Below are 17,783 nucleotides of genomic sequence, written 5' to 3' on the forward strand. Positions count from 1 at the left end.
CCGCCGGCCACACGAGGCGCGGCCGCCGGCCACACGAGGCGCGGCCGCCGGCCACACGAGGCGCGGCCGCCGGCCACACGAGGCGCGGCCGCCGGCCACACGAGGCGCGGCCGCCGGCCACACGAGGCGCGGCCGCCGGCCGCACCCGCTTGTGGCTCCGGGCGGCTAGACCCACGTATCCATCCACATCCGCGACCGCCAGCTGTCGATCGGGATGGGCTGGCCTGTGTAGAGGGGCCAGAAGTAGATGAAGACTCCGTTCTTCAGGAGTTCATGGCGTTGACCAGGGCGAATCGTTGCCTGTGCGGGCCGGGTAGGGCCTCTGGGCCGTCCTTGGGCCGTGATCTTGCTAAGTGTGCGTTCCGAGCGTATGGCGAGCTGCCTCGACGAAGGTGGATCTGGCCGCCGCTACGGTCGCGGTTGCGGTCCTGAGCCTGTCGCGGTGCCTGTGCATGGCGGTCGGATCATCCGAAGTGCGCACTGTGGGCCATTCCATCACTATTGTGTAAGTATTCCTGGCCTCTGTGGATAGCGTTGTAGCGCGCTCTACCAAGATCCTTGGGCCCCACAGCTCGGGTTGGGCAGCAGCCGCCTGCAGGGCATTGAGATGGCTCACCAGGCCCTTAACGTCATCAGGTGATATGGCTTGGCCATGCGCCATGCGCTTCTGGCAATGGTGGATGCTTGCCCAAAACGAGGTGTAGGCGTCGATCACGCTGCTGCATGCCTCGCGTCGGCGCTCTCGCACCCACTGCGTGTGCTCAGCTGCGGACTGATGTTGGACCTGGGTTTGGGCCGCTTCGATCGTCTTTTGCGCACCTATTCGCGCGCCGTAGGCGGTCGCGAAACCACCAATCCCGGCTCCGGCAAGTCCAACAATGCCAGCGACCAGTCCCGCGATCCCCTCGTCCATCACGTCATTCTCGCGACCAAGTGACGGCTCCGGAAGCAGGCTAGATGATGAAAACTGCGCCTATGTCATGTACAGGCTGTCTACTGCCTTCCGGGTACGGCCCTCACTACTTGGCATGAGGTGCGTGTATGTGCGCAGGGTGAACCCCGGATCGCTGTGCCCCAGGTACTGACTCAGGGCGCGGATGTTCTCGCCCGCGTCCAGCAGCACGGACGCGTAGAAGTGCCTGAGCGCGTGCATGCCGTCCTCGGGGGCCGACGCGTACGGTTCGCCGCGTTCGGGCTTCGGGATGACTCCTGCGCTTGCTAGGGCGGGCTTCCAGTAGCGAGCATTGAAGTGGCTGACGCGGACGTGATTGCCTTCGAACCCACTGAACAGGAGTCGTTTCGTCACGAGCGGGCCGTCTGGCGTGCGCCAGGGAAGCGTCACGTCGACCGGGGCGAACTCTTCGGAGTGGTCCCGCAGGGCGGTGGCCACAGCCTTCGGGAGGGGTACGTCACGAACCTTGCCGCCTTTTGGCAAGGCGAAGACGTACTTCCCGCGAATGCGCTTGAGCTGGTGGCCGACGGTCAACCAGCCTCCCTCGTAGTTGAGTTCGTCGACTGACAGGCCGAAGATCTCGCCCTGTCGCAAACCGCACCCCGCTCCGGGGTCGACGGTGGCCCGGTAGCGCAGCGGGAGGGCGGCCCGTACGCCGAAGACGTGCGCGGATGTCCACGGGACCACACGGGGCTTGCCAGGCTTCGGGAGTTGTACCGTGCGGGCCCGGCAGGGGTTCTTACTGAGTAGCCCGTCGTCCACCGCCGCACTGAGCGCTGCGGAGACGGTGCCGACGATGATGCGGCGGTGCGACTCGGCCGGCACGGTGTCTTCGAGGGCCGCGATCCAGGCTCGGATGTGTTCAGGCTTGAACGAGCCGAGCGGGCGCGTCCCGATGTGGGGATAGGCGTGCAGCCGAAGCCTACGCTCGGCAGCCTCACGGCTGTTGATCTCGCCCGTGTGGGAGTTGACCCAACGTTCCGCGTACTGCCGGAACGTGGTCCGTGCCGTGCGCGGGTCGATGTACTCCCCGCGCGCCATGTCCGCCTCAGTCTGGGCGAGCCACTGTTCAGCGAGTCGCTTCTGTCGGTCGGGGAAGCTCTTGGACTTTTCGGTGCCGTCGGGGCCGATGTACCGGGCCCGGTAGCGCATGCCGGTGCCGTGGCGGTCGGTCTTGACGCGGACGGTCTTGCCGCTGGTGTTCGTCTCGGTCTTGAACCAGCGGTCTTGGATGTGGCCTGCCATGTGGCGGCGGTCCTCTCGACATGCAGCAGGGAGAGCCGCCGGATGGCGGCTCTCCCTGCTGTCGCGGTGGGTGTGGTTAGGCGGCGTCCTGGTCGGTGCTCTTGCGTTCTGCTACGTGGGCGAGCACGTCGGCGGGGTCGTAGCGGATGTACTTGCCGATGCGGAATCCGGGCGGACCGATCCGCTTCTTTCGCCACTGATAGACGGTCTCTTTCGGCACCTCGAAGATCTCGGCGATGTCGTCGGTGGTGAGGTAGCGGTCTGGCAACCCGCTACGGAGTGTGGCGCGCGGGTCCGGCTGTTCACGTGGGGTGTTCATGGCGTCTCCTCCGTGCGGGTGCGAAGGGACATGCGTCGGGACGCGTCTGTCCGAGGTGGGGGATTTCTGCGTCACGGCGTCACGTGCGTCATGCAGGGGGTCTGACCTGCTGGTTTGTGGTGACGCAGAAGGTTGGGGGTGCGTCACCGGTGACGCAGGCGGTGCGTCACCGGTGACGCGGGTGACGCGGCGTGACGCAGCCGATGCCGTCTGCGTCACGGGCTGTTTGCGCAGGTCACCCGCTGTTTCCGGGGGGCCTTGTGACGCTGTGACGCAGCGCTTCCCTACTTAGGAAAAAAGGAGGGGGTGTCTGTGGTGGTGCGGTGCCGCTCAGAGCGTGAAGAAGGTGCCGCTTCGCGGCGCGTCCATCGCAGGGCGGCGCCGCCGCCGAACAGCAAGAAGAGCACGCTGCGGCGCGGGTGCTCTTCTTGCTTGTGCGGTCGGTCGGTGGCGGTCAGAACGTCTGCTGCTCGTGCAGGGTCAGGGCGGGTACGCGGGTCATCTCGATGTAGCGGCCCTCCCTGGTGCGGCCGGAGTCGATGAGGACGCCCCGTGCGGCGAGGGTGGGCTGTAGGCGCTTGAGCCGGTCGGAGAGCACCTTGCCGGTCGTCGGCCAGCCCTTGGGCAGTTGGCGGCAGTCCTCGCCGCTGTAGAGGCGGGTGAGGCAGTGCAGCCACTCCGTCGAGGTCATCCGCTGCTCGCCGCCCGGTTCGAGGTCGGCGGCATGCCGGAGCACGGTCTGCGCCAACAGGTCCCCCTCGATCACGTCGTCATTGAGGTCGTCCAGGCTGGCCCGGTAGGCGGTGAGAGCCCCGAGACCAGTGGCCGCGTCGAGCTGCGCACACAGGTGCGCAAAGTCCGCCATCCGCAGATCGGTCGGCGTCTCCGCCTGCACCGCGCGAACCTTGACCGTGAGGTCCAGGAGCGAGCCGAGGACGACGGGCAGCACCTCCGCGTACTCCGCCCACAACTCTGCCTCAGTCCGCCGCACACGGGGCCTGACGAGACGAAGCGGGAGGAGACGCTCGGCGAGGTCGGGCCGGATCACGCCGACGTCGATCCCAGTCAGCAGCATGGGGCGCCGATAGCGGGACCGGACGACGTCGCCGTCGGTGAACAGCGCGCGTTTGATGCTCTCGGCCCCGGTGACGATGCAGCACATGAGGTCGGACAGATCCGGGGGCAGATGGGAGAGGTTGTCCAGGGCCGTGACCCACCCGGCGGCCACGGCCGTGATCATGTTCTCCTCGTCCTTCGGTGCCCGGCGCAGGTCGCCGCTCATGCCCTCGATGATCCGCACGAGCATCCGGCCACCGGTGGACTTCCCCGCACCCTGCGGCCCGGTAAGGAACGGGGCCGGCACGGGCACGGACGGCTCCAGGCAGCCGATCAGCCAGGCGAGGGCCAGGCACTCGCTCTCGGCGTTGGCGAAGTTGCACAGCCTGAGCAGGAGGTCGATGCCCTTGCCGTCGGTGTCCTTGGCCGGCAGGGGCAGTTCACCGGTGAGCTGAGTCCGCCGCCAGCAGACTTCGCGGGGGTCGGGAATGCGCACGTCCCATCCGGTGGGGTGGATACGGACGGACTTGCCGTCATCACGACCCAGGTCGAGCCACGTCGCGCCGTCGAACCCGGGGGCCACGCGGATATGGGTGGGCTGGACGTCCTCGGTCAGCGCGAGTGCTTCGATCAAGTCCAAAGCCTCCTTGAGGGCGGTCCCGTTGAACACGCCATGCCCGTCCCTGAACAGTCCGACCATGAGTTCCTGGCGGTGACTGCCGGTGGTGCCCTGCGAGCGGATGGGGCGGGCGACGGGGTGGCCGTTGCGCTGCGCGTACACGGTCCCGTCGACGGTGCGGAAGTAGCGGAAGTGCGCTTGCGCGTAGTCGGTGATGACCTCGCGCGCCGGTGTCTTCTCCTCGTCGGACATGGTCACAGTCCCAACCGGGTCGCGGCGTTGGTCCACGCGTCGGTGCAGTGCCGCAGCGTTTCGCCCTTGGCCTGAGCGGCGGTGAACAGCCTGGTGACGTGGGTGTCGGTGAGGCAGCCGCACCGGCCATGGGCGGACAACACGGCCAGGAACGTCCGGTAGACGGTCGCGTGCACCGCGCTGGAGGCTTCGGTGATCCGCTGCTCGGCCATGGCGATGCCACGGTCCAAGTACGTGCGCGTGCGGTGCGGGCATCGCCCCTGGCCGCCCCTCAGAGGCGCTGTGAGCGTCTGTGGCGCCCTGCGGGGCGGGGAGGGTTCCTTTACTGCCAGCGCGCGCACAGCGTCCGGGAGGGCGGCCATGTCGCCGATGCCCGGTGAGAGCCAACGGGCGTACGACATAAGGGACTTGATGTCGACGCCCTCGCGGACGCCGTTCACGGACCGCATGGCGCCCCGGTAGATCCAGTGCTCACCGCGTGTGGTGGTCACAGTGCGGGTGGCGGGCAGCGTCCGTCGGGCCCACGCGACGGCGTCCGGGTTGTCGAGGTCGACGACGGTCAGGCCGGCGCCGCCGGGGTGGTAGGCGACGGCGGCGGCCCTGCGCCACGCGGACGCCCACGGCAGGGAGTTGAGGACACCGGGGTCGGTGGTGGCGGCGGCCCAGCCGTGGCACGGGTGCGGGCAGGTGCAGGGTCCGGGGGTCTTCATGTTCGGCCGGCCGCCGCACGTGTTGTCGGCGCAGTGGGGGCAGTTGCCGAACGGGACCTTTCCTGCCCGCAGGGGCAGCACGGGCACGCCGTGCGCGGCGAGCATGAGCGCGGTGTCCAGCAGCTCGGTTACGGCGGCCGCGCGGCCGCGCGGCTCTCGCCGGATGTCGGTGGGTTGCGTCATGCTGGGAGATCTCCAGTTCCTTGATGGGTGACTGGCTGGACAAGGGTGGCCCCGGATTCTTTGGCGAGATGCGGGGGCCGCCCTTGGCGTAGCTAGAAGGGGGGTTCGTTGCTGTAGCCGCCGGGGGCCCACGGGTCGCGGCCGGTGTGGCGGCGGCGCAGCCACCGGGGGCGGTGCGGGAGCGGCAGCAGGATCCTGCACCGGTTTTCGTCCCAGCAGGGGCAGGAGATCCATTCGGTGCCGGCGTACTCGCCGTTGTGGTCGCCGTAGTCGTGGTGGTGACCGCCCTCGCCCTGGCACTGCGGGCAGTTGGGGCGTGGGGTGTCGGTCAGGGCCAGCGCGGGGCGCGACCAGCAGACGACCTTGATACGGAGTCGGATCACGGGTGTTGGCTCCTTCTCAGCCGTAGAACTTGTTGCGCTTGATCACGGCCTTGCGGATGTTGACCGTTGTCCCGCCCTTGTCGCCGCTTCCGCTGAACACCTGGACGGCGATCCAGCCGCCGAAGATGACGGCGGCAAGGGTGATGAGCTGGGTGATGAGCGCCGTGAGCGCGGTGATGAACGTGGTGAGGATCAGCAGTCCGCCGCAGACGGCAAGGAACCCCACGCCGCCGAGCGCGACGTTCACGGCCGCGCGGGAGACGGGCGGTTTGGGCGCGGGCGGTTCGGTCTTGGCCGGCTCGATGGCGTAGCCGGTGACGACCCGCCCGTCCGGGAGGACGACGGACGCGACGGCCGGGACGGTGCCCGGCTGGACCGGCACGATCGGCGCCGCGTGGGGCGCGGTGGGGGTGATGGGGGTGGGGTGGTGGACTTCCACGGCCCGCTGTACGGGCGCGTGGTGGCCGTTCTCGGGGAACATGCGGAATCCCTTCCGGCGGTAGGCCAGGGAGGCGGAGACACCCCCTTGCCGGGGGCGTGTGGAGGGGGTTTCGAGGGCCTGACCTGGAGTGCCTCCCTGCCTCCCTGACTGATCATTTACGCAGGTCAGGTGCAGGGAGGCGGGTCAGGGAGGGGTTCAGGGAGTTCTCCCTGCCTCCCTGACCCGTCCGGGGTCGGCTCCCTGCTCTCACGCGGCAGAAGCGGAACCCTCGTCATCGCGATTGGCGAGGGCGCGAGTGAGGCGATCGCGGCCGACGACCATGCGGCCGTCGGACTTGTAGACGATCTCCGGACCGGCCGCGTCCAGCACCCGCTTGAGGTCGCTGTTCGTCCAGGCGCCGTAGGCGTCCTCGTTCAGCAGCGCGAGCCGCTTGAGGACGTCGGCGGTGAGCACCCGGGCAGCGTCCCCGAGGACGGACGCGATGTCCGCGAGGGGGTCGCGGTCCTCACTGGGCTCGATGGCGTGCAGGGTGGTGACGCCGTCCCGGAGCGCCTTGGCGCGGTCGGTGATGGCGATGGCCGCGTCGTCGTCGATGTAGTGCGTGCGCACCGTGATGGACGACTGACCCTTGGGGATCTTGATCCCCGAGGAGGCGACGACCAGGGTTCCCTGGTCGAGGCCGGGGCGCAGGAGGTTGGGGGCGGCGCCGCCGTCGACGGCCTTGTCCCCGAGCGCCATGCGGGCCTGTGACTCGGTGCCCAGGGCGAGGGATGCGCGGGTGTGGGCGCCCTCGCGGACGAGCTTGGGGAGGTTCTGGTCGGTGGGGTCCTGGGTGCCCTGCCACAGCAGCACGTCCACCGCGCGGCCTTGGTTGTGGAGTTTGCGGGCGGCGGTGAAGTACCGCGACTTGGCCTTGGACCCGCCGTAGGGGCGCTTGTCCTCGTCCACGGCCGGGCACATGAACGCCACCTGCGCCTCGTCCACGATCACGATCAGCGGCGGGAACGTCGTGCCGGGCGGGGCCTGGAGACGGCGGTTCATCTCCTCAACCGCCCCCTCCACCATCTCCGTCACCTGGATCACGTGCTCATCCGTGGGCCCTTGGATGAGGGTGGTGGCAAGGCCGTCGAACATGGCCCAGTCACCCGCGCCCTTGAGGTCGCCCATCAGGAACTGCACCGACTTGTCGAGTGCGACCCACAGCGCCAGGGAGCGCAGGGCCACGGTCTTGCCCTGGTTCGACAGACCGGTGATGAGCAGGTGGCGCTGGTAGAGGCTCAGGGCGGCGGCATCGCCGCGCAGGTCCTGGCCCCACGGGGCCTTGCCCTTGGCGTAGTCGGCGGTCATCGTCTCGTCGGTGACCAGCGGGGACGGGCCGATCGGCTCATCCAGCGCACCCGAGTCCGCGATCCACAGGCGCACGGTGCGGGCGGCTTCGGGGAGGGTGATGAAGACTTCGTGCTCGTGCCGGGTGAGGTTCTCGGCGAGCTTGCGGCGCCTGCTCTGGACTTCGTTGGTCGACACCCCGGAGGGAAGGGTGACGTCGACCTCGACGCCGCATCCGGCGATGGTGATGGGGCCCAGCATGGACGCGCCCGCGTCCCCCATCTCCTTGATGGCCTTACGCAGGGCAGAAATGCCCAGGTCGCGTAGGGCCTTGACCACGATCGAGGGGGTGATCGGCTCGCCCTCGCCGTTGCGGACGGTCGCCGGGAGCGCCCACTGGGGTGCGGCCTGCTGGTGGCGGCCGACGGTCCACATGCCCAGCAGGGCGAGGAACGGGCCGATGGTGACCAGCGGCCCCCACACCACAGACACGATGTAGATGAGCAGGCCGATGAACTCGATGGTGGCCGCGAGCGGGGTGATGACGTCCTTGATCTCGCCGTTGTTGATGGCCATCACCACACCGAGACCGATCAGGGTGCCGATGCTCATGCCGGTGCCCACGGCCATGCCCTTGGCGACCTCCACGGGGGAGTGCAGCAGGTCCATGCGGCGGCGGTGGCGGGCGTCGCGGAAGCGCTGCAAGCGCTCTTCCCACTCCTCGGCCGCTTCCAGGTTCCCCGCGGCTTCGGCCGTGCGCATCATCCGCTCGTAGCGCGAGGCGGTACGGCCGTCCCAGGTGCGGCGGGCCACGATCCGGGCCCCGCCCACGACGTAGGCGCCGTGGCGGACGACGACACGGCCGGCAGTCTTGGTGCGCTCGTCGGTGGCCACCCGCTTCACCGCGAGGCCGGAGCGCACCCACAGCGGCACCGGCCGCGCCGGCGGGGTGTCCGGGGTCTCGGGGACGACGGCCAGCACCGTAGGCGCCGCGCCGTCGGCGGGCGGGTCGGTGGGCTTGTGGAGGTTGACGACGTTCTCAGACATGCTGGAAGCGCTCCTGACTGCCCCTTCGGGGGCGGGTGTTGAGGGAGTGACGCCGGGGTGGCCGGGTCCGTGGCAGGGGCGGCCACCCCGGTGCGGCTGGTCAGAACCAGCCGGACTTCTTCTTGGGCGTGATGTACGGGCAGCCGTTGCGCATGTGGTCCACGCACTGCGGGCAGTCCTCACGGGGCCGCAGCTTGCGGTGGACGCGCGGGTCGTGGGCGTGCTGCCAGCACTGCGGGCACTGGCCCGGCGGCGTGGTCGCGGCCATGCTCACCACCACCCCGACGACTTCTTGGCCGCCTTGGCGCGCGCGGCCTCGGTGATCAGCCGCTGACGCTCCCCGTGCAGCGCCGTCAGCTCGGCGTTCAGCCGCGTCTCGACGGCGGAGCCGACGGAGTCCATGCGGTCCTCGGCGCCGCTCGTGCTGCGGCCCTTGTGGACGCTGCGCGCACCGCTCGCCATGGCGCGGGTCATCGACAGGCGCTCACGGCTGGTCAGCGGCCACCACTCGCCCCGGCGGACCGCTTCCAGCTTCTTCGTCGTCCGCTCGATCTCGCGGTCCAGACGGCGTATGTCGGAGTTGCCCATGGTCAGTGGCTCCCTTCCGGCCCGTGCGGGCCGGGGTAGGCGCAGGGCACGCAGGTGCCGAGCGAGGTGGGGATGCAGTAGCTGTAGGTGATCCGGCAGGCCGGGCAGGTGCGGCGGGCGAGCATCGCCAGCGCGAGGGCGCCCCACTTGCGCGACGTCATCGGCCGCACGGGCTTGGCGAGGTCGATGCGGTAGAGGTGGGCGACCAGCGGGCCGCGCCGGTAGCGCGGGCGCAGGAGCTGCGCGGCCACCGGCTGACCGCCCGGCCGCAACCCCTTGGCCCGGAGCTGACGGCGGGTGGCGTAGCCGTCGGGGGCGTAGCGCCACGGGAAGGTGGGGATGCCGTAGCGGGCACCGGTGGGGTCGTAGCACTTGCCGAACGAGTGCCCCATCACGCGGCCCTGCCGGCACGCTCGGCGAGCAACGTGTCCCGCAGCATGCGGGCGTTGGCCGGCGAGGTGCGCAGGGCCCGGCGGATGCCCTCCCCGGTCACCTCAGCGTCCGTCCATTCGGCCGTTGTCTTCCGCGCTTCCGCCATGAGTTGAGCTGCCGTACGGCGGGGCCGCTTGGGTCGGGCCACTTCCGGGAGTCGACCGGTCGCCCGGCGCGGGCGGGGCGAGTCGGCCGCCACCACGATCGGTGTGACCGGCTCGATCGGCCGCTCGATCGCCGGGATCGGCTTGAGCGGGAGAGTCGCCTTCACGTGGTCGACGGCCACCGGATCGGGCACTCGCACGAGGTTCGCGGTGATCGGCGTCAGGGTCGATTCCCGCAGGTCAGCCATAGACCGTTTCCTCACGGTCCCGGTGGATTCATCCGCATTCGCGGTCGGGGCGGGGATGGGGATAGTGCCGCCGAACATCGAGGCGAGCGCGGCGTTCGCACCGGCGGTGACCCGCTCGCGCTGGACGTCCAGCAGCCTCGATCCGAGCGCGGTGTCCCCGACCCCGACCTTGCGGGCCAGCCGCCACGACTTGCGCTCCGACCACTTCTTGACCCGGTTGCTGGGGTGGGCGGCGGCGCGGGCCTGGTGGTAGGCGAGGGCCTGCACGATGTCGGCGTTACGGCGCTCCGTCTCCGCGTCCCGGCCGTCGATGTGGACCACGATCCGGCGGGCGAGGAACGCCATGCCCTCCGCCGAGACGGACATGCCCATGGGGGTGAGGGCGTAGATGATCGTGCGGCCCAGGTCGGGGGCAGCCATGGCGCCCATGACCGACGCGGCAGCCGGCAACGCCCACAACCCCATGCGCACGACGTGCGGGGAGGACTGACCCAGCATCGTCAGACCCAGCAGCACGAGCGCGAGGACGGCGGTCGCACCCTCACCGGCGGCCAGCGCTCCGAGCGCGGTGCCCTTGCCGTAGGAATGGCCGATGTTGCTGTAGGTGCCGATACCGCCGATCACCCCGGTGGCCAGCATCGGCACGAACGCGGCCGTCAGCACACCGATCTGAGGCTTGGTCAAAGGCTTGCGGTTCACCGGGCACCGCCCCTCAGGGCGCGCAGCCGACGGCCGTGCAGCAGCCAACCGGCGACCTGGACGGCGCCACCGGCCGCGACCACGACCTTCCACACGTGCTCGTGCGTGACCGTCGAGGCGATGGTGGCGGTCAGCATGACCAGCCCACCCAGCACGATCAGCAGCAGGGCGAACCCCTGCGGCAACGGGTTGGCGCTCATGCCGCACCCCCCACCACAGCAACCAGCACCGCGACGGCCAGCAGGGCGCCGCCGACGCAGGTGAGGTCGATGGCGCGACGCAGACCGGTGAACTTGACGACCGCCAGCCGGGACAGACCCGCGATGTCCGCGCTCAGGTCGACCTCGGCGAGCGTGGCCGTGATCTCCTCGGCGGTCAGCGTCGCCCACAGCGGGAAACCGTGACGGCCCTTGAGGTTCGGCCGCACCGACCGCAGCAGCACACCGGCCGCCACGACCAGCACCACCATGCCGACCCCGCCGATGATGTAGGCGGGCAGGTTGAGCGGGGCGTCCTTGGCGATGGTCCACGCACCGGCCAGCACAGCGCCGATGAACGCCAGCAGCAGACCGGTCTTCGTGTCGGTCCGCGCGATCTCCGCCTTCACCTCGGCGTGCGCGGCGGTCAGGTTCCGCTCGGCGGCGCTCACGCGGCACCGCCCGCCGTGCGCTCGTCGGCGGTGCGGTTGGCCAGCGTCCGCCGCTCGTGCAGCACCTTGCCGAACGCCCGGCGCACCCGCTTGGCGTCCACCTCGTTCGGCGTGTGGTTGAGCGCGATGATCTGCGCGTCGAGCAGGTCGACCTCCGCCAGGATCGCGGGAATCTCCTGCTCGATCGCGTCCAGCTCGGCGTTCGTCGGCTCCATGAAGTCGGCGAACGCGGTAACAGCGTCCTGAACAGTCACGATGGGACTCATTGGGTCGTGTTCCTTCCACAGGTGGAACGGCCCGTCGCGGTCCCTGGGGTGCCACCTGGGGACCGCTCGCCGTTGGAGGAAACCGCGCATCACGCACGGCGCGACCGCAGAACAGCGGCCGGAGCGCCCCGGGCGGAATTCGATCCCGCGCCCTTCACGGCTGAGTGCCGGGGCTGAGTCTTGCGGTAGTGCAGATGTCTCCTTCGGGAACACGAGCTCCCGTTTGCAGGCGTATGGAGACGGTGGCCTTTCGGCCTTAGCCATCCGGTTGACCAGGGATCCGGTGCCCTCAGCCCGCTCTATCCCGGGCCCCTAGCCGCACGCGGAAGGGCAACCCGAAGAGGGCCCTTCCGCTCGCTGTCCTAGGACTGCGAGCGGCCTGAGATGAAGATGGCATGCAGTCCCAGGACTGTCAACAGTCCTGGGACTGTGCTTCACTGGGACGCGTCGGAGGGAGATCGGCTGTGGCACCGAAGTGGCGCGAGCTGGCAGATCGGCTCGGGGAGCAGATCAGGAACGGCGACTACGCGCCGGGGGCTCAGTTGCCCCAGATCAGGGACCTTGTCGATGCCGGGGAAGGCTCCAAGTCCACCGTTCATCAGGCGTACAAGGCGCTGGAGGCTGAGGGGCTGGTGACGTCGGTACGCGGGCGCGGCACGGTCGTGCGCCCGCGCACCCCGCTGAAGCGTCTGGGTATCGCCAGGTACGACAAGGCGAAGTGGCGTGACGGCGATGAAGTCGCGTTCATCGCGGACCGCGTGGCGTCAGGGCGGGAGTACAAGCGCAACGAGCAAACGCAGACCGTGAGCCGCGTCGAGGCAAGCGACGTCGTCGCTGATGGGCTCGGCATTCCGGTCGGCTCCGAGGTGTATGCGCGCGCCCGCTTGGTGAAGGAGGGTGCGCAGCCCACGCATACCCTGACCAGCTACTACCGGCCCGAGCACGTCGAGGGGACGCGCATTGTGGACCCCACGCCGGGCCCGGCCGGCCGTGGCGGCGGTTACCGGGTGCTGTATGACGCGGGGTACGAGATCGACCACATGAGAGAGGCGCTATTCGCCCGTGTCCCCACGGCGGACGAAGCGAAGCTCTTGCAGTTGCCGCCGGGAGAGCCGGTTGTGGAGCTGCATCGCACGACCTACACCGCCGATGGCACGGTGGTTGAGTACGCCATCGGCCTCCACGCCGCATCGCGCTTTGCGTGGGAGTACGACTTCAAGGTTCCGGACTCGGCAGACGATGAGGGGCAGGAATGATCTCGGCACAGGCGTGGGCGGACGCCCGGCTTCTCTGGGAGTACCACCGAATGCATCACGACCCACGGCCCTGTTCGGTCGCTATCGGTCTGGGCAGCCATGACCTTGGCGTCGCTGACGTGGCGGCTGGCTTGTACCACCAGGGCATGGCTCCGACCATCGTGTTCACCGGGGCCACTAGCCCTACGACCCGAGCGCGCATGCCGCGTGGGGAGGCTGTCCACTACCGCGAGCGCGCGCTTGAACTGGGAGTCCCCGACTCAGCCATTCTGCTGGAGACACGAGCGACCAATACCGGGGAGAACATCGACTTCAGCAAGTCCGTACTTGCGGAAGCGGGCATTTCGGTCTCGTCTGTCCTGCTCGTGAGCAAGCCCTACGAGGAGCGGCGCTCGTACGCGATGGTGCGGAAGCTCTGGTCGGAAGTGGACGTCGTATGTGCGTCCACGCCCATGGAGCTGGAGGAGTACGCCGACTTCATTGGGGACGCACGCATGGTGATCGACATGACCGTGGGCGCGCTGCAACGGGTTTCGGTTTTTCCCCGCTTGGGGCTGGCCATCGCACAGGGCGTATCTTCCGACTTGGTCGAAGCGTATGAGCGGCTGTGCCGGCAGGGATTCACCAGTCGACTTCTACCGAGTGAAGTGACGTCCGCACCTACTTCGTGAGCATCGGGTTCTCCACTTGAACCACAAGGCTCTCCTGGCGGCTGATGCGTGCATTTTTGAGTGGGGTGGCAAGAGAATCAGGAGCCGTGAAGCTCGAATCTCGGTTCCTTCCGTCGCGCGACCGACACTCATGCAGCCCTGCCGTAATCATCCAGATGGTGTGGTTTTCGTATTGCAACAAGTGTGCGCAGGAAACCCCGAAAGAGTGAACCGGTAGGCAATTCCGTACTGTTACTACTGCGTAGGCCGTTGTTACCGGACAGAGACACCTGCGCGCTCACTGGGGACAGCACGCCTAGCCTGCTCCCTCTTGTGGGAGCAGGCTAGGAAATGAATCTTCCTGAAGGAGGTCCTGGTGCTACTTCTTGCGACGCTTCCAGGGCTTCCCTGTGGCCGTAGACACCCTCACCGCTACTCCAGCGCTAACCATCATGACTACGGATGTCGCAATGGCCGCGATGAGACCTTGCCCTCCTGCGGTGATGGCGATCGCCAGAGTGGCAGGGCCCGAAGACACGATCGCGCCAGCGGTCCCTGCAGATCCACTACTGCCCAATCCACCGCTAAGGGGCATTTCCCGGCGAGGCGCGTTTTCCGTGCTTCTGACCCCGTTGTTCTCGTGTCCGCCGCAGGAATCGCGCCCTTCGGGGCGCCCCATTTCGCGGCCAGTAACAGGCTGGCCGTCGGGGGTTTGCGTCATGCATACCTCCGGTCTGGGGTATCTGAAACCGCCACGAAGCCGGGAGATCCGGCAAGATGTGTCCGACTTCGCAGCGATTCATTTACCAGTAACTGGTTCACGCGGATTATCCACGCTTCCTAGGTAACGAGTGCTGCAAGTCTGTTGATACTGATGAGACTTGGGGTGCCACGCTAAAGAGTGGTGGAGGCGCAAAGGTTGACACCAGTCGGCTTGCGCGCCGTGGTCCCGTAACCATGGCTGAAGCCCCGACCTTTGGGTCGGGGCTTCAGTCGTACTGCCCTTGTCTGAAGTAGCTGCCCCGCCTGGACGTGTGGTACCCGCATGGGGCATGGGTCTCAGTCGTGGTCCCACTTGCTGTGCGGTCCTCGATGATCCGTCGACGGCCCCGCTGGCACCATGGCTGTAGAGCAGCGCTCACCTGCACAGACGCCGTGGTGGCTGGGCCGTCGTCGGGCCGTCCGAGGGTGGCCAGTGACGACCACTGACGACCAGCAACGACCACCATGGCCCGGCGTTGTCGCCGGGCCATCAGGCTGTCTGCCCCAGCTAGACCCACGTGTCCAGCCACATCCGCGACCGCCAGCTGTCGATCGGGATGGGCTGGCCTGTGTAGAGGGGCCAGAAGTAGATGAAGTTCCAGGTGATGAGGAGGATCAGGACGCCGGCGGCTGCCGCGCCGGCTACTCGGCGGCGTTCCGGGGCGCCCGGGGGGCCGAGGATCGCGCCGATCATCATCGTGACCGCGAGGCAGAGGAAGGGGAGGAAGACGACGGCGTAGAAGAAGAAGATCGTGCGTTCCTGGTAGAGGAACCAGGGGAGGTAGCCGGCGGCGATGCCGCAGGCGATCGCGCCGGCGCGCCAGTCGCGGCGGAAGAACCAGCGCCACAGGACGTAGAGGACGGCGAAGGCGGCGGCCCACCAGAGGAGCGGCGTGCCGATGGCCAGGACCTCGCGGGCGCACTTGTCGACGGTGTCCGCCGCGCAGCCGTCGTTGCCGGGGGACGGGGACTCGTAGAAGTACGAGACCGGGCGGCCGAGGACGATCCAGCTCCACGGGTTCGACTGGTACGTGTGGGGCGAGGACAGGCCGACGTGGAACTCGTAGACCGCGTGCTCGTAGTGCCACAGGCTGCGCAGCCAGTCCGGCAGCCAGCTGAACCAGCCGCCCCTGCCCTCGGTCGCGGCCCAGTCGCGGTAGTAGCCGCCGTTGCCGTCGTCCGGGGAGAGGATCCAGCCCGTCCAGGAGACCAGATACGTGACGATCATGACCGGGACCGTGGAGAGGAACGCCAGGCCCAGGTCGCGTTGCATCGTCGCGATCAGCGGCTGGCGGGCGCCGGCGACCTTGCGGGCCGCGTAGTCCCAGAGCACCGTCATGATCCCGAAGAACACCATGAAGTACAGGGCGTTCCACTTGGTGCCGAGCGCCAGGCCCAGGCAGAGTCCGGCCAGCCAGCGGTACGGGCGCCAGCCCAGGCGGGTGGTCTCGGCGATGAGGGAGTTGGGGCGTACGACCCCGTCGCCGTCCGGGGGGAGGGCCGCGGCCAGGCGCCTGCGTGCCTTGTCGCGGTCGATGACCAGACAGCCGAACGCCGCCAGGACGAAGAACATCAGCACCTGGTCCAGCAGCGCGGTACGGCTCATCACGAAGTGCAGGCCGTCGACCGCCATCAGGCCGCCCGCGAGGCAGCCGAGGAACGTCGAGCGGAAGATACGGCGGCCGATACGGCACAGCATGAGGACGGAGAGCGTGCCGAGCAGGGCGGTCATGAACCGCCAGCCGAACGGGTCGAAGCCGAACATCAGCTCGCCCAGGCCGATCACGTACTTGCCGACGGGTGGGTGCACCACGTACGCCGGGTCCGTCGGGATCGGGACGTTCCCGTTGTTCTGGAGGATCAGCTCGTTGGCGTTCTTGGCCCAGTTGACCTCGTAGCCGCGGTGGACGATCGCCCACGCGTCCTTGGCGTAGTACGTCTCGTCGAATATCACCGCCTTGGGGCTGCCCAGGTTGTAGAACCGCATCAGCCCGGCGACCAGCGTGACCAGCAGGGGGCCGCCCCAGGACGACCAGCGCACGAGGCGGGTCGCGACCTCCTCGCGCAGCCCGAGGACGGCCCAGAAGCGCGGGCTGGGGCGGGTGTACGGGGGCACCAGCCGGCCGCTTACGTCGCTTCTCGGCGGTGCCGTGTAGCCGAAACGGCGCAGGCGGTGCTGCCACGACGGCCGCGGGTCTTGGGTGGCCTGGTCCTGCCGGGTGTCCGTGGAGGACGCGGTACTGGTCACCGCGCCATCGTAGGGAACACGGCTGTGGGAGTCGCGTGGGATGAGGATGTGGCCCCGTCCTCGTCGTCCCCGCGCCTCGGTTTCGTCCTGGTCCTCGTCGTGCCCGGCCCTCGGCTTCGCCCCGGTCACGGCGTGGCTGGGAGGATGGGGGTGTGACTGGAATCCTTGTGTTGGCAGGTACTCCCATCGGTGAGATCGCGGACGCGCCGCCCCGGCTCGCCGAGGAGTTGGCCGGGGCGGATGTGATCGCCGCCGAGGACACGCGCCGGCTGCGGCGGCTCACCCAGGCGCTGGGGGTGCAGCCGGGCGGGCGGATCGTCTCCTACTTCGAGGGCAACGAGGCCGCGCGTACGCCGGAACTCGTCGAGGCGCTGGTGGGCGGCGCCCGGGTGCTGTTGGTCACGGACGCGGGGATGCCGTCGGTCTCCGACCCCGGGTACCGGCTGGTCGCCGCCGCCGTGGAGAAGGACATCCGGGTCACCGCCGTACCCGGGCCCTCGGCCGTCCTCACCGCCCTCGCGCTGTCCGGGCTGCCCGTCGACCGGTTCTGCTTCGAGGGGTTCCCGCCGCGCAAGGCCGGGGAACGGCTCGCCCGGCTCCGCGAGGTCGCGGAGGAGCGGCGCACCCTCGTGTACTTCGAGGCGCCCCACCGCCTCGACGCCACGCTCGCGGCGATGGCCGAGGTCTTCGGCGCGGGGCGGCGGGCCGCCGTGTGCCGGGAGCTGACCAAGACGTACGAGGAGGTCAAGCGGGGGTCGCTCGGGGAGTTGGCCGAGTGGGCGGCGGCCGGTGTGCGCGGGGAGATCACCGTGGTGGTCGAGGGGGCGCCGGAGCGGGGGCCGGAGGAACTCGACGCGGAGGAGTTGGTGCGGCGGGTCCGCGTGCGCGAGGAGGCGGGGGAGCGGCGCAAGGAGGCGATCGCGGCGGTGGCGGTGGAGGCGGGGGTGCCGAAGAGGTTGGTCTTTGACGCTGTGGTCGCGGCGAAGAGGGCGGAGTAGGGGCTGGGCGCCTGATCGCTCGGGGCTGCGGGTTCGTCGGCGGGCGCGGGTCCGGTGGGGCTTCTCGCGCAGTTCCCCGCGCCCCTGAAAAGCAGGGGCTGCGCCCCATGCTTTTCGGGCCCGCCGGGCCTGGAGCTTTTAGGGGCGCGGGGAACTGCGCGAGAAGCCCCACTCGGCCGCACCCGAAAACGCACAGCCCATGCCCCGGCAAAGCCGAGCAAAGCACAGGCCTCGTACGGACGGGCTTCCCACAAGGGGAGGCCAAATGCCCTTCAACAGTCGGCAGATGGGGTGCACTCCAGGTCCGCCAGGGCGTCCACTGGGTGGTGAGGACGTACACGTCACGTCC

General features: G+C 69.0%; 19 protein-coding genes. 4 read left to right on the forward strand and 15 right to left on the reverse strand.

The annotated features are described in order from the left end of the window. Positions 1 to 646: 646 nt before the first annotated feature. Complete coding sequence (locus tag PUR53_RS03545; RefSeq protein ID WP_329907349.1) at positions 647 to 937, forward strand: hypothetical protein; 291 nt, start codon at positions 647 to 649, stop codon at positions 935 to 937. A gap of 36 nt (positions 938 to 973) precedes the next feature. Here the strand turns inward: PUR53_RS03545 and PUR53_RS03550 are convergent, their stop codons facing one another. The 14 genes from PUR53_RS03550 to PUR53_RS03615 all read right to left on the reverse strand — a co-directional run bounded on the left by PUR53_RS03550 (position 974) and on the right by PUR53_RS03615 (position 11,520). Beyond that, positions 974 to 2,197, reverse strand: coding sequence for a tyrosine-type recombinase/integrase (locus PUR53_RS03550; protein ID WP_329907351.1), 1,224 nt, complete (start codon positions 2,195 to 2,197; stop codon positions 974 to 976). A 76-nt stretch (positions 2,198 to 2,273) separates the two neighbouring features. Beyond that, a complete protein-coding gene (locus PUR53_RS03555; protein ID WP_329907352.1) occupies positions 2,274 to 2,516 on the reverse strand; it encodes a helix-turn-helix domain-containing protein in 243 nt (80 codons plus the stop codon). A gap of 454 nt (positions 2,517 to 2,970) precedes the next feature. Next, positions 2,971 to 4,443, reverse strand: a complete 1,473-nt coding sequence (locus PUR53_RS03560) for an ATP-binding protein (protein WP_329907354.1) — start codon at positions 4,441 to 4,443, stop codon at positions 2,971 to 2,973. Between the two features lie 2 nt (positions 4,444 to 4,445). Next, a complete protein-coding gene (locus PUR53_RS03565) occupies positions 4,446 to 5,336 on the reverse strand; it encodes a bifunctional DNA primase/polymerase (protein WP_329907355.1) in 891 nt (296 codons plus the stop codon). A 92-nt stretch (positions 5,337 to 5,428) separates the two neighbouring features. Then, the gene (locus PUR53_RS03570; RefSeq protein WP_329907356.1) at positions 5,429 to 5,719 is read right to left on the reverse strand and encodes a hypothetical protein; all 291 of its coding nucleotides are present in this window, start codon (positions 5,717 to 5,719) and stop codon (positions 5,429 to 5,431) included. Between the two features lie 16 nt (positions 5,720 to 5,735). Continuing rightward, on the reverse strand, positions 5,736 to 6,200 hold the full coding sequence (locus tag PUR53_RS03575) for a hypothetical protein (RefSeq protein ID WP_329907357.1): 465 nt from the start codon (positions 6,198 to 6,200) through the stop codon (positions 5,736 to 5,738). 207 nt (positions 6,201 to 6,407) lie between these two features. After that, positions 6,408 to 8,534, reverse strand: coding sequence for an FtsK/SpoIIIE domain-containing protein (locus PUR53_RS03580; protein WP_329907358.1), 2,127 nt, complete (start codon positions 8,532 to 8,534; stop codon positions 6,408 to 6,410). A gap of 100 nt (positions 8,535 to 8,634) precedes the next feature. Next, a complete protein-coding gene (locus PUR53_RS03585) occupies positions 8,635 to 8,802 on the reverse strand; it encodes a pRL2-8 (protein ID WP_329907359.1) in 168 nt (55 codons plus the stop codon). Between the two features lie 2 nt (positions 8,803 to 8,804). After that, the gene (locus tag PUR53_RS03590) at positions 8,805 to 9,122 is read right to left on the reverse strand and encodes a hypothetical protein (RefSeq protein ID WP_329907360.1); all 318 of its coding nucleotides are present in this window, start codon (positions 9,120 to 9,122) and stop codon (positions 8,805 to 8,807) included. Positions 9,123 to 9,124: 2 nt separating this feature from the next. Then, entirely contained in the window at positions 9,125 to 9,514 is a 390-nt protein-coding gene (locus PUR53_RS03595; protein ID WP_329907361.1) for an RRQRL motif-containing zinc-binding protein, read from the reverse strand. Then, a complete protein-coding gene (locus PUR53_RS03600) occupies positions 9,514 to 10,545 on the reverse strand; it encodes a conjugal transfer protein (protein WP_329907406.1) in 1,032 nt (343 codons plus the stop codon). Before PUR53_RS03600 ends, PUR53_RS03595 begins: the two co-directional genes overlap by 1 nt. Positions 10,546 to 10,601: 56 nt before the next feature. Beyond that, complete coding sequence (locus PUR53_RS03605; protein WP_329907362.1) at positions 10,602 to 10,805, reverse strand: hypothetical protein; 204 nt, start codon at positions 10,803 to 10,805, stop codon at positions 10,602 to 10,604. Next, the gene (locus PUR53_RS03610) at positions 10,802 to 11,254 is read right to left on the reverse strand and encodes a Pycsar system effector family protein (RefSeq protein WP_329907363.1); all 453 of its coding nucleotides are present in this window, start codon (positions 11,252 to 11,254) and stop codon (positions 10,802 to 10,804) included. The genes PUR53_RS03605 and PUR53_RS03610 overlap by 4 nt, the downstream gene beginning before the upstream one ends. Beyond that, positions 11,251 to 11,520, reverse strand: a complete 270-nt coding sequence (locus tag PUR53_RS03615) for a DUF6284 family protein (RefSeq protein ID WP_329907364.1) — start codon at positions 11,518 to 11,520, stop codon at positions 11,251 to 11,253. The genes PUR53_RS03610 and PUR53_RS03615 overlap by 4 nt, the downstream gene beginning before the upstream one ends. Positions 11,521 to 11,984: 464 nt before the next feature. Between PUR53_RS03615 and PUR53_RS03620 the strand changes: the two genes are divergently transcribed. Then, positions 11,985 to 12,776 carry a GntR family transcriptional regulator gene (locus PUR53_RS03620; RefSeq protein ID WP_329907365.1) on the forward strand — a complete coding sequence of 264 codons (792 nt, stop codon included), beginning with the start codon at positions 11,985 to 11,987 and terminating at the stop codon, positions 12,774 to 12,776. Next, positions 12,773 to 13,447, forward strand: coding sequence for a YdcF family protein (locus PUR53_RS03625; protein WP_329907366.1), 675 nt, complete (start codon positions 12,773 to 12,775; stop codon positions 13,445 to 13,447). The genes PUR53_RS03620 and PUR53_RS03625 overlap by 4 nt, the downstream gene beginning before the upstream one ends. Positions 13,448 to 14,696: 1,249 nt before the next feature. Here the strand turns inward: PUR53_RS03625 and PUR53_RS03630 are convergent. Then, the gene (locus tag PUR53_RS03630) at positions 14,697 to 16,436 is read right to left on the reverse strand and encodes a dolichyl-phosphate-mannose--protein mannosyltransferase (RefSeq protein ID WP_329907367.1); all 1,740 of its coding nucleotides are present in this window, start codon (positions 16,434 to 16,436) and stop codon (positions 14,697 to 14,699) included. A gap of 152 nt (positions 16,437 to 16,588) precedes the next feature. Between PUR53_RS03630 and rsmI the strand changes: the two genes are divergently transcribed. Further along, entirely contained in the window at positions 16,589 to 17,434 is an 846-nt protein-coding gene (gene rsmI / locus PUR53_RS03635) for a 16S rRNA (cytidine(1402)-2'-O)-methyltransferase (protein WP_329907368.1), read from the forward strand. Positions 17,435 to 17,783: the final 349 nt, after the last annotated feature.

The sequence above is a fragment of the Streptomyces sp. SP18BB07 genome (assembly GCF_036322545.1).
GTDB lineage: Bacteria > Actinomycetota > Actinomycetes > Streptomycetales > Streptomycetaceae > Streptomyces > Streptomyces deccanensis.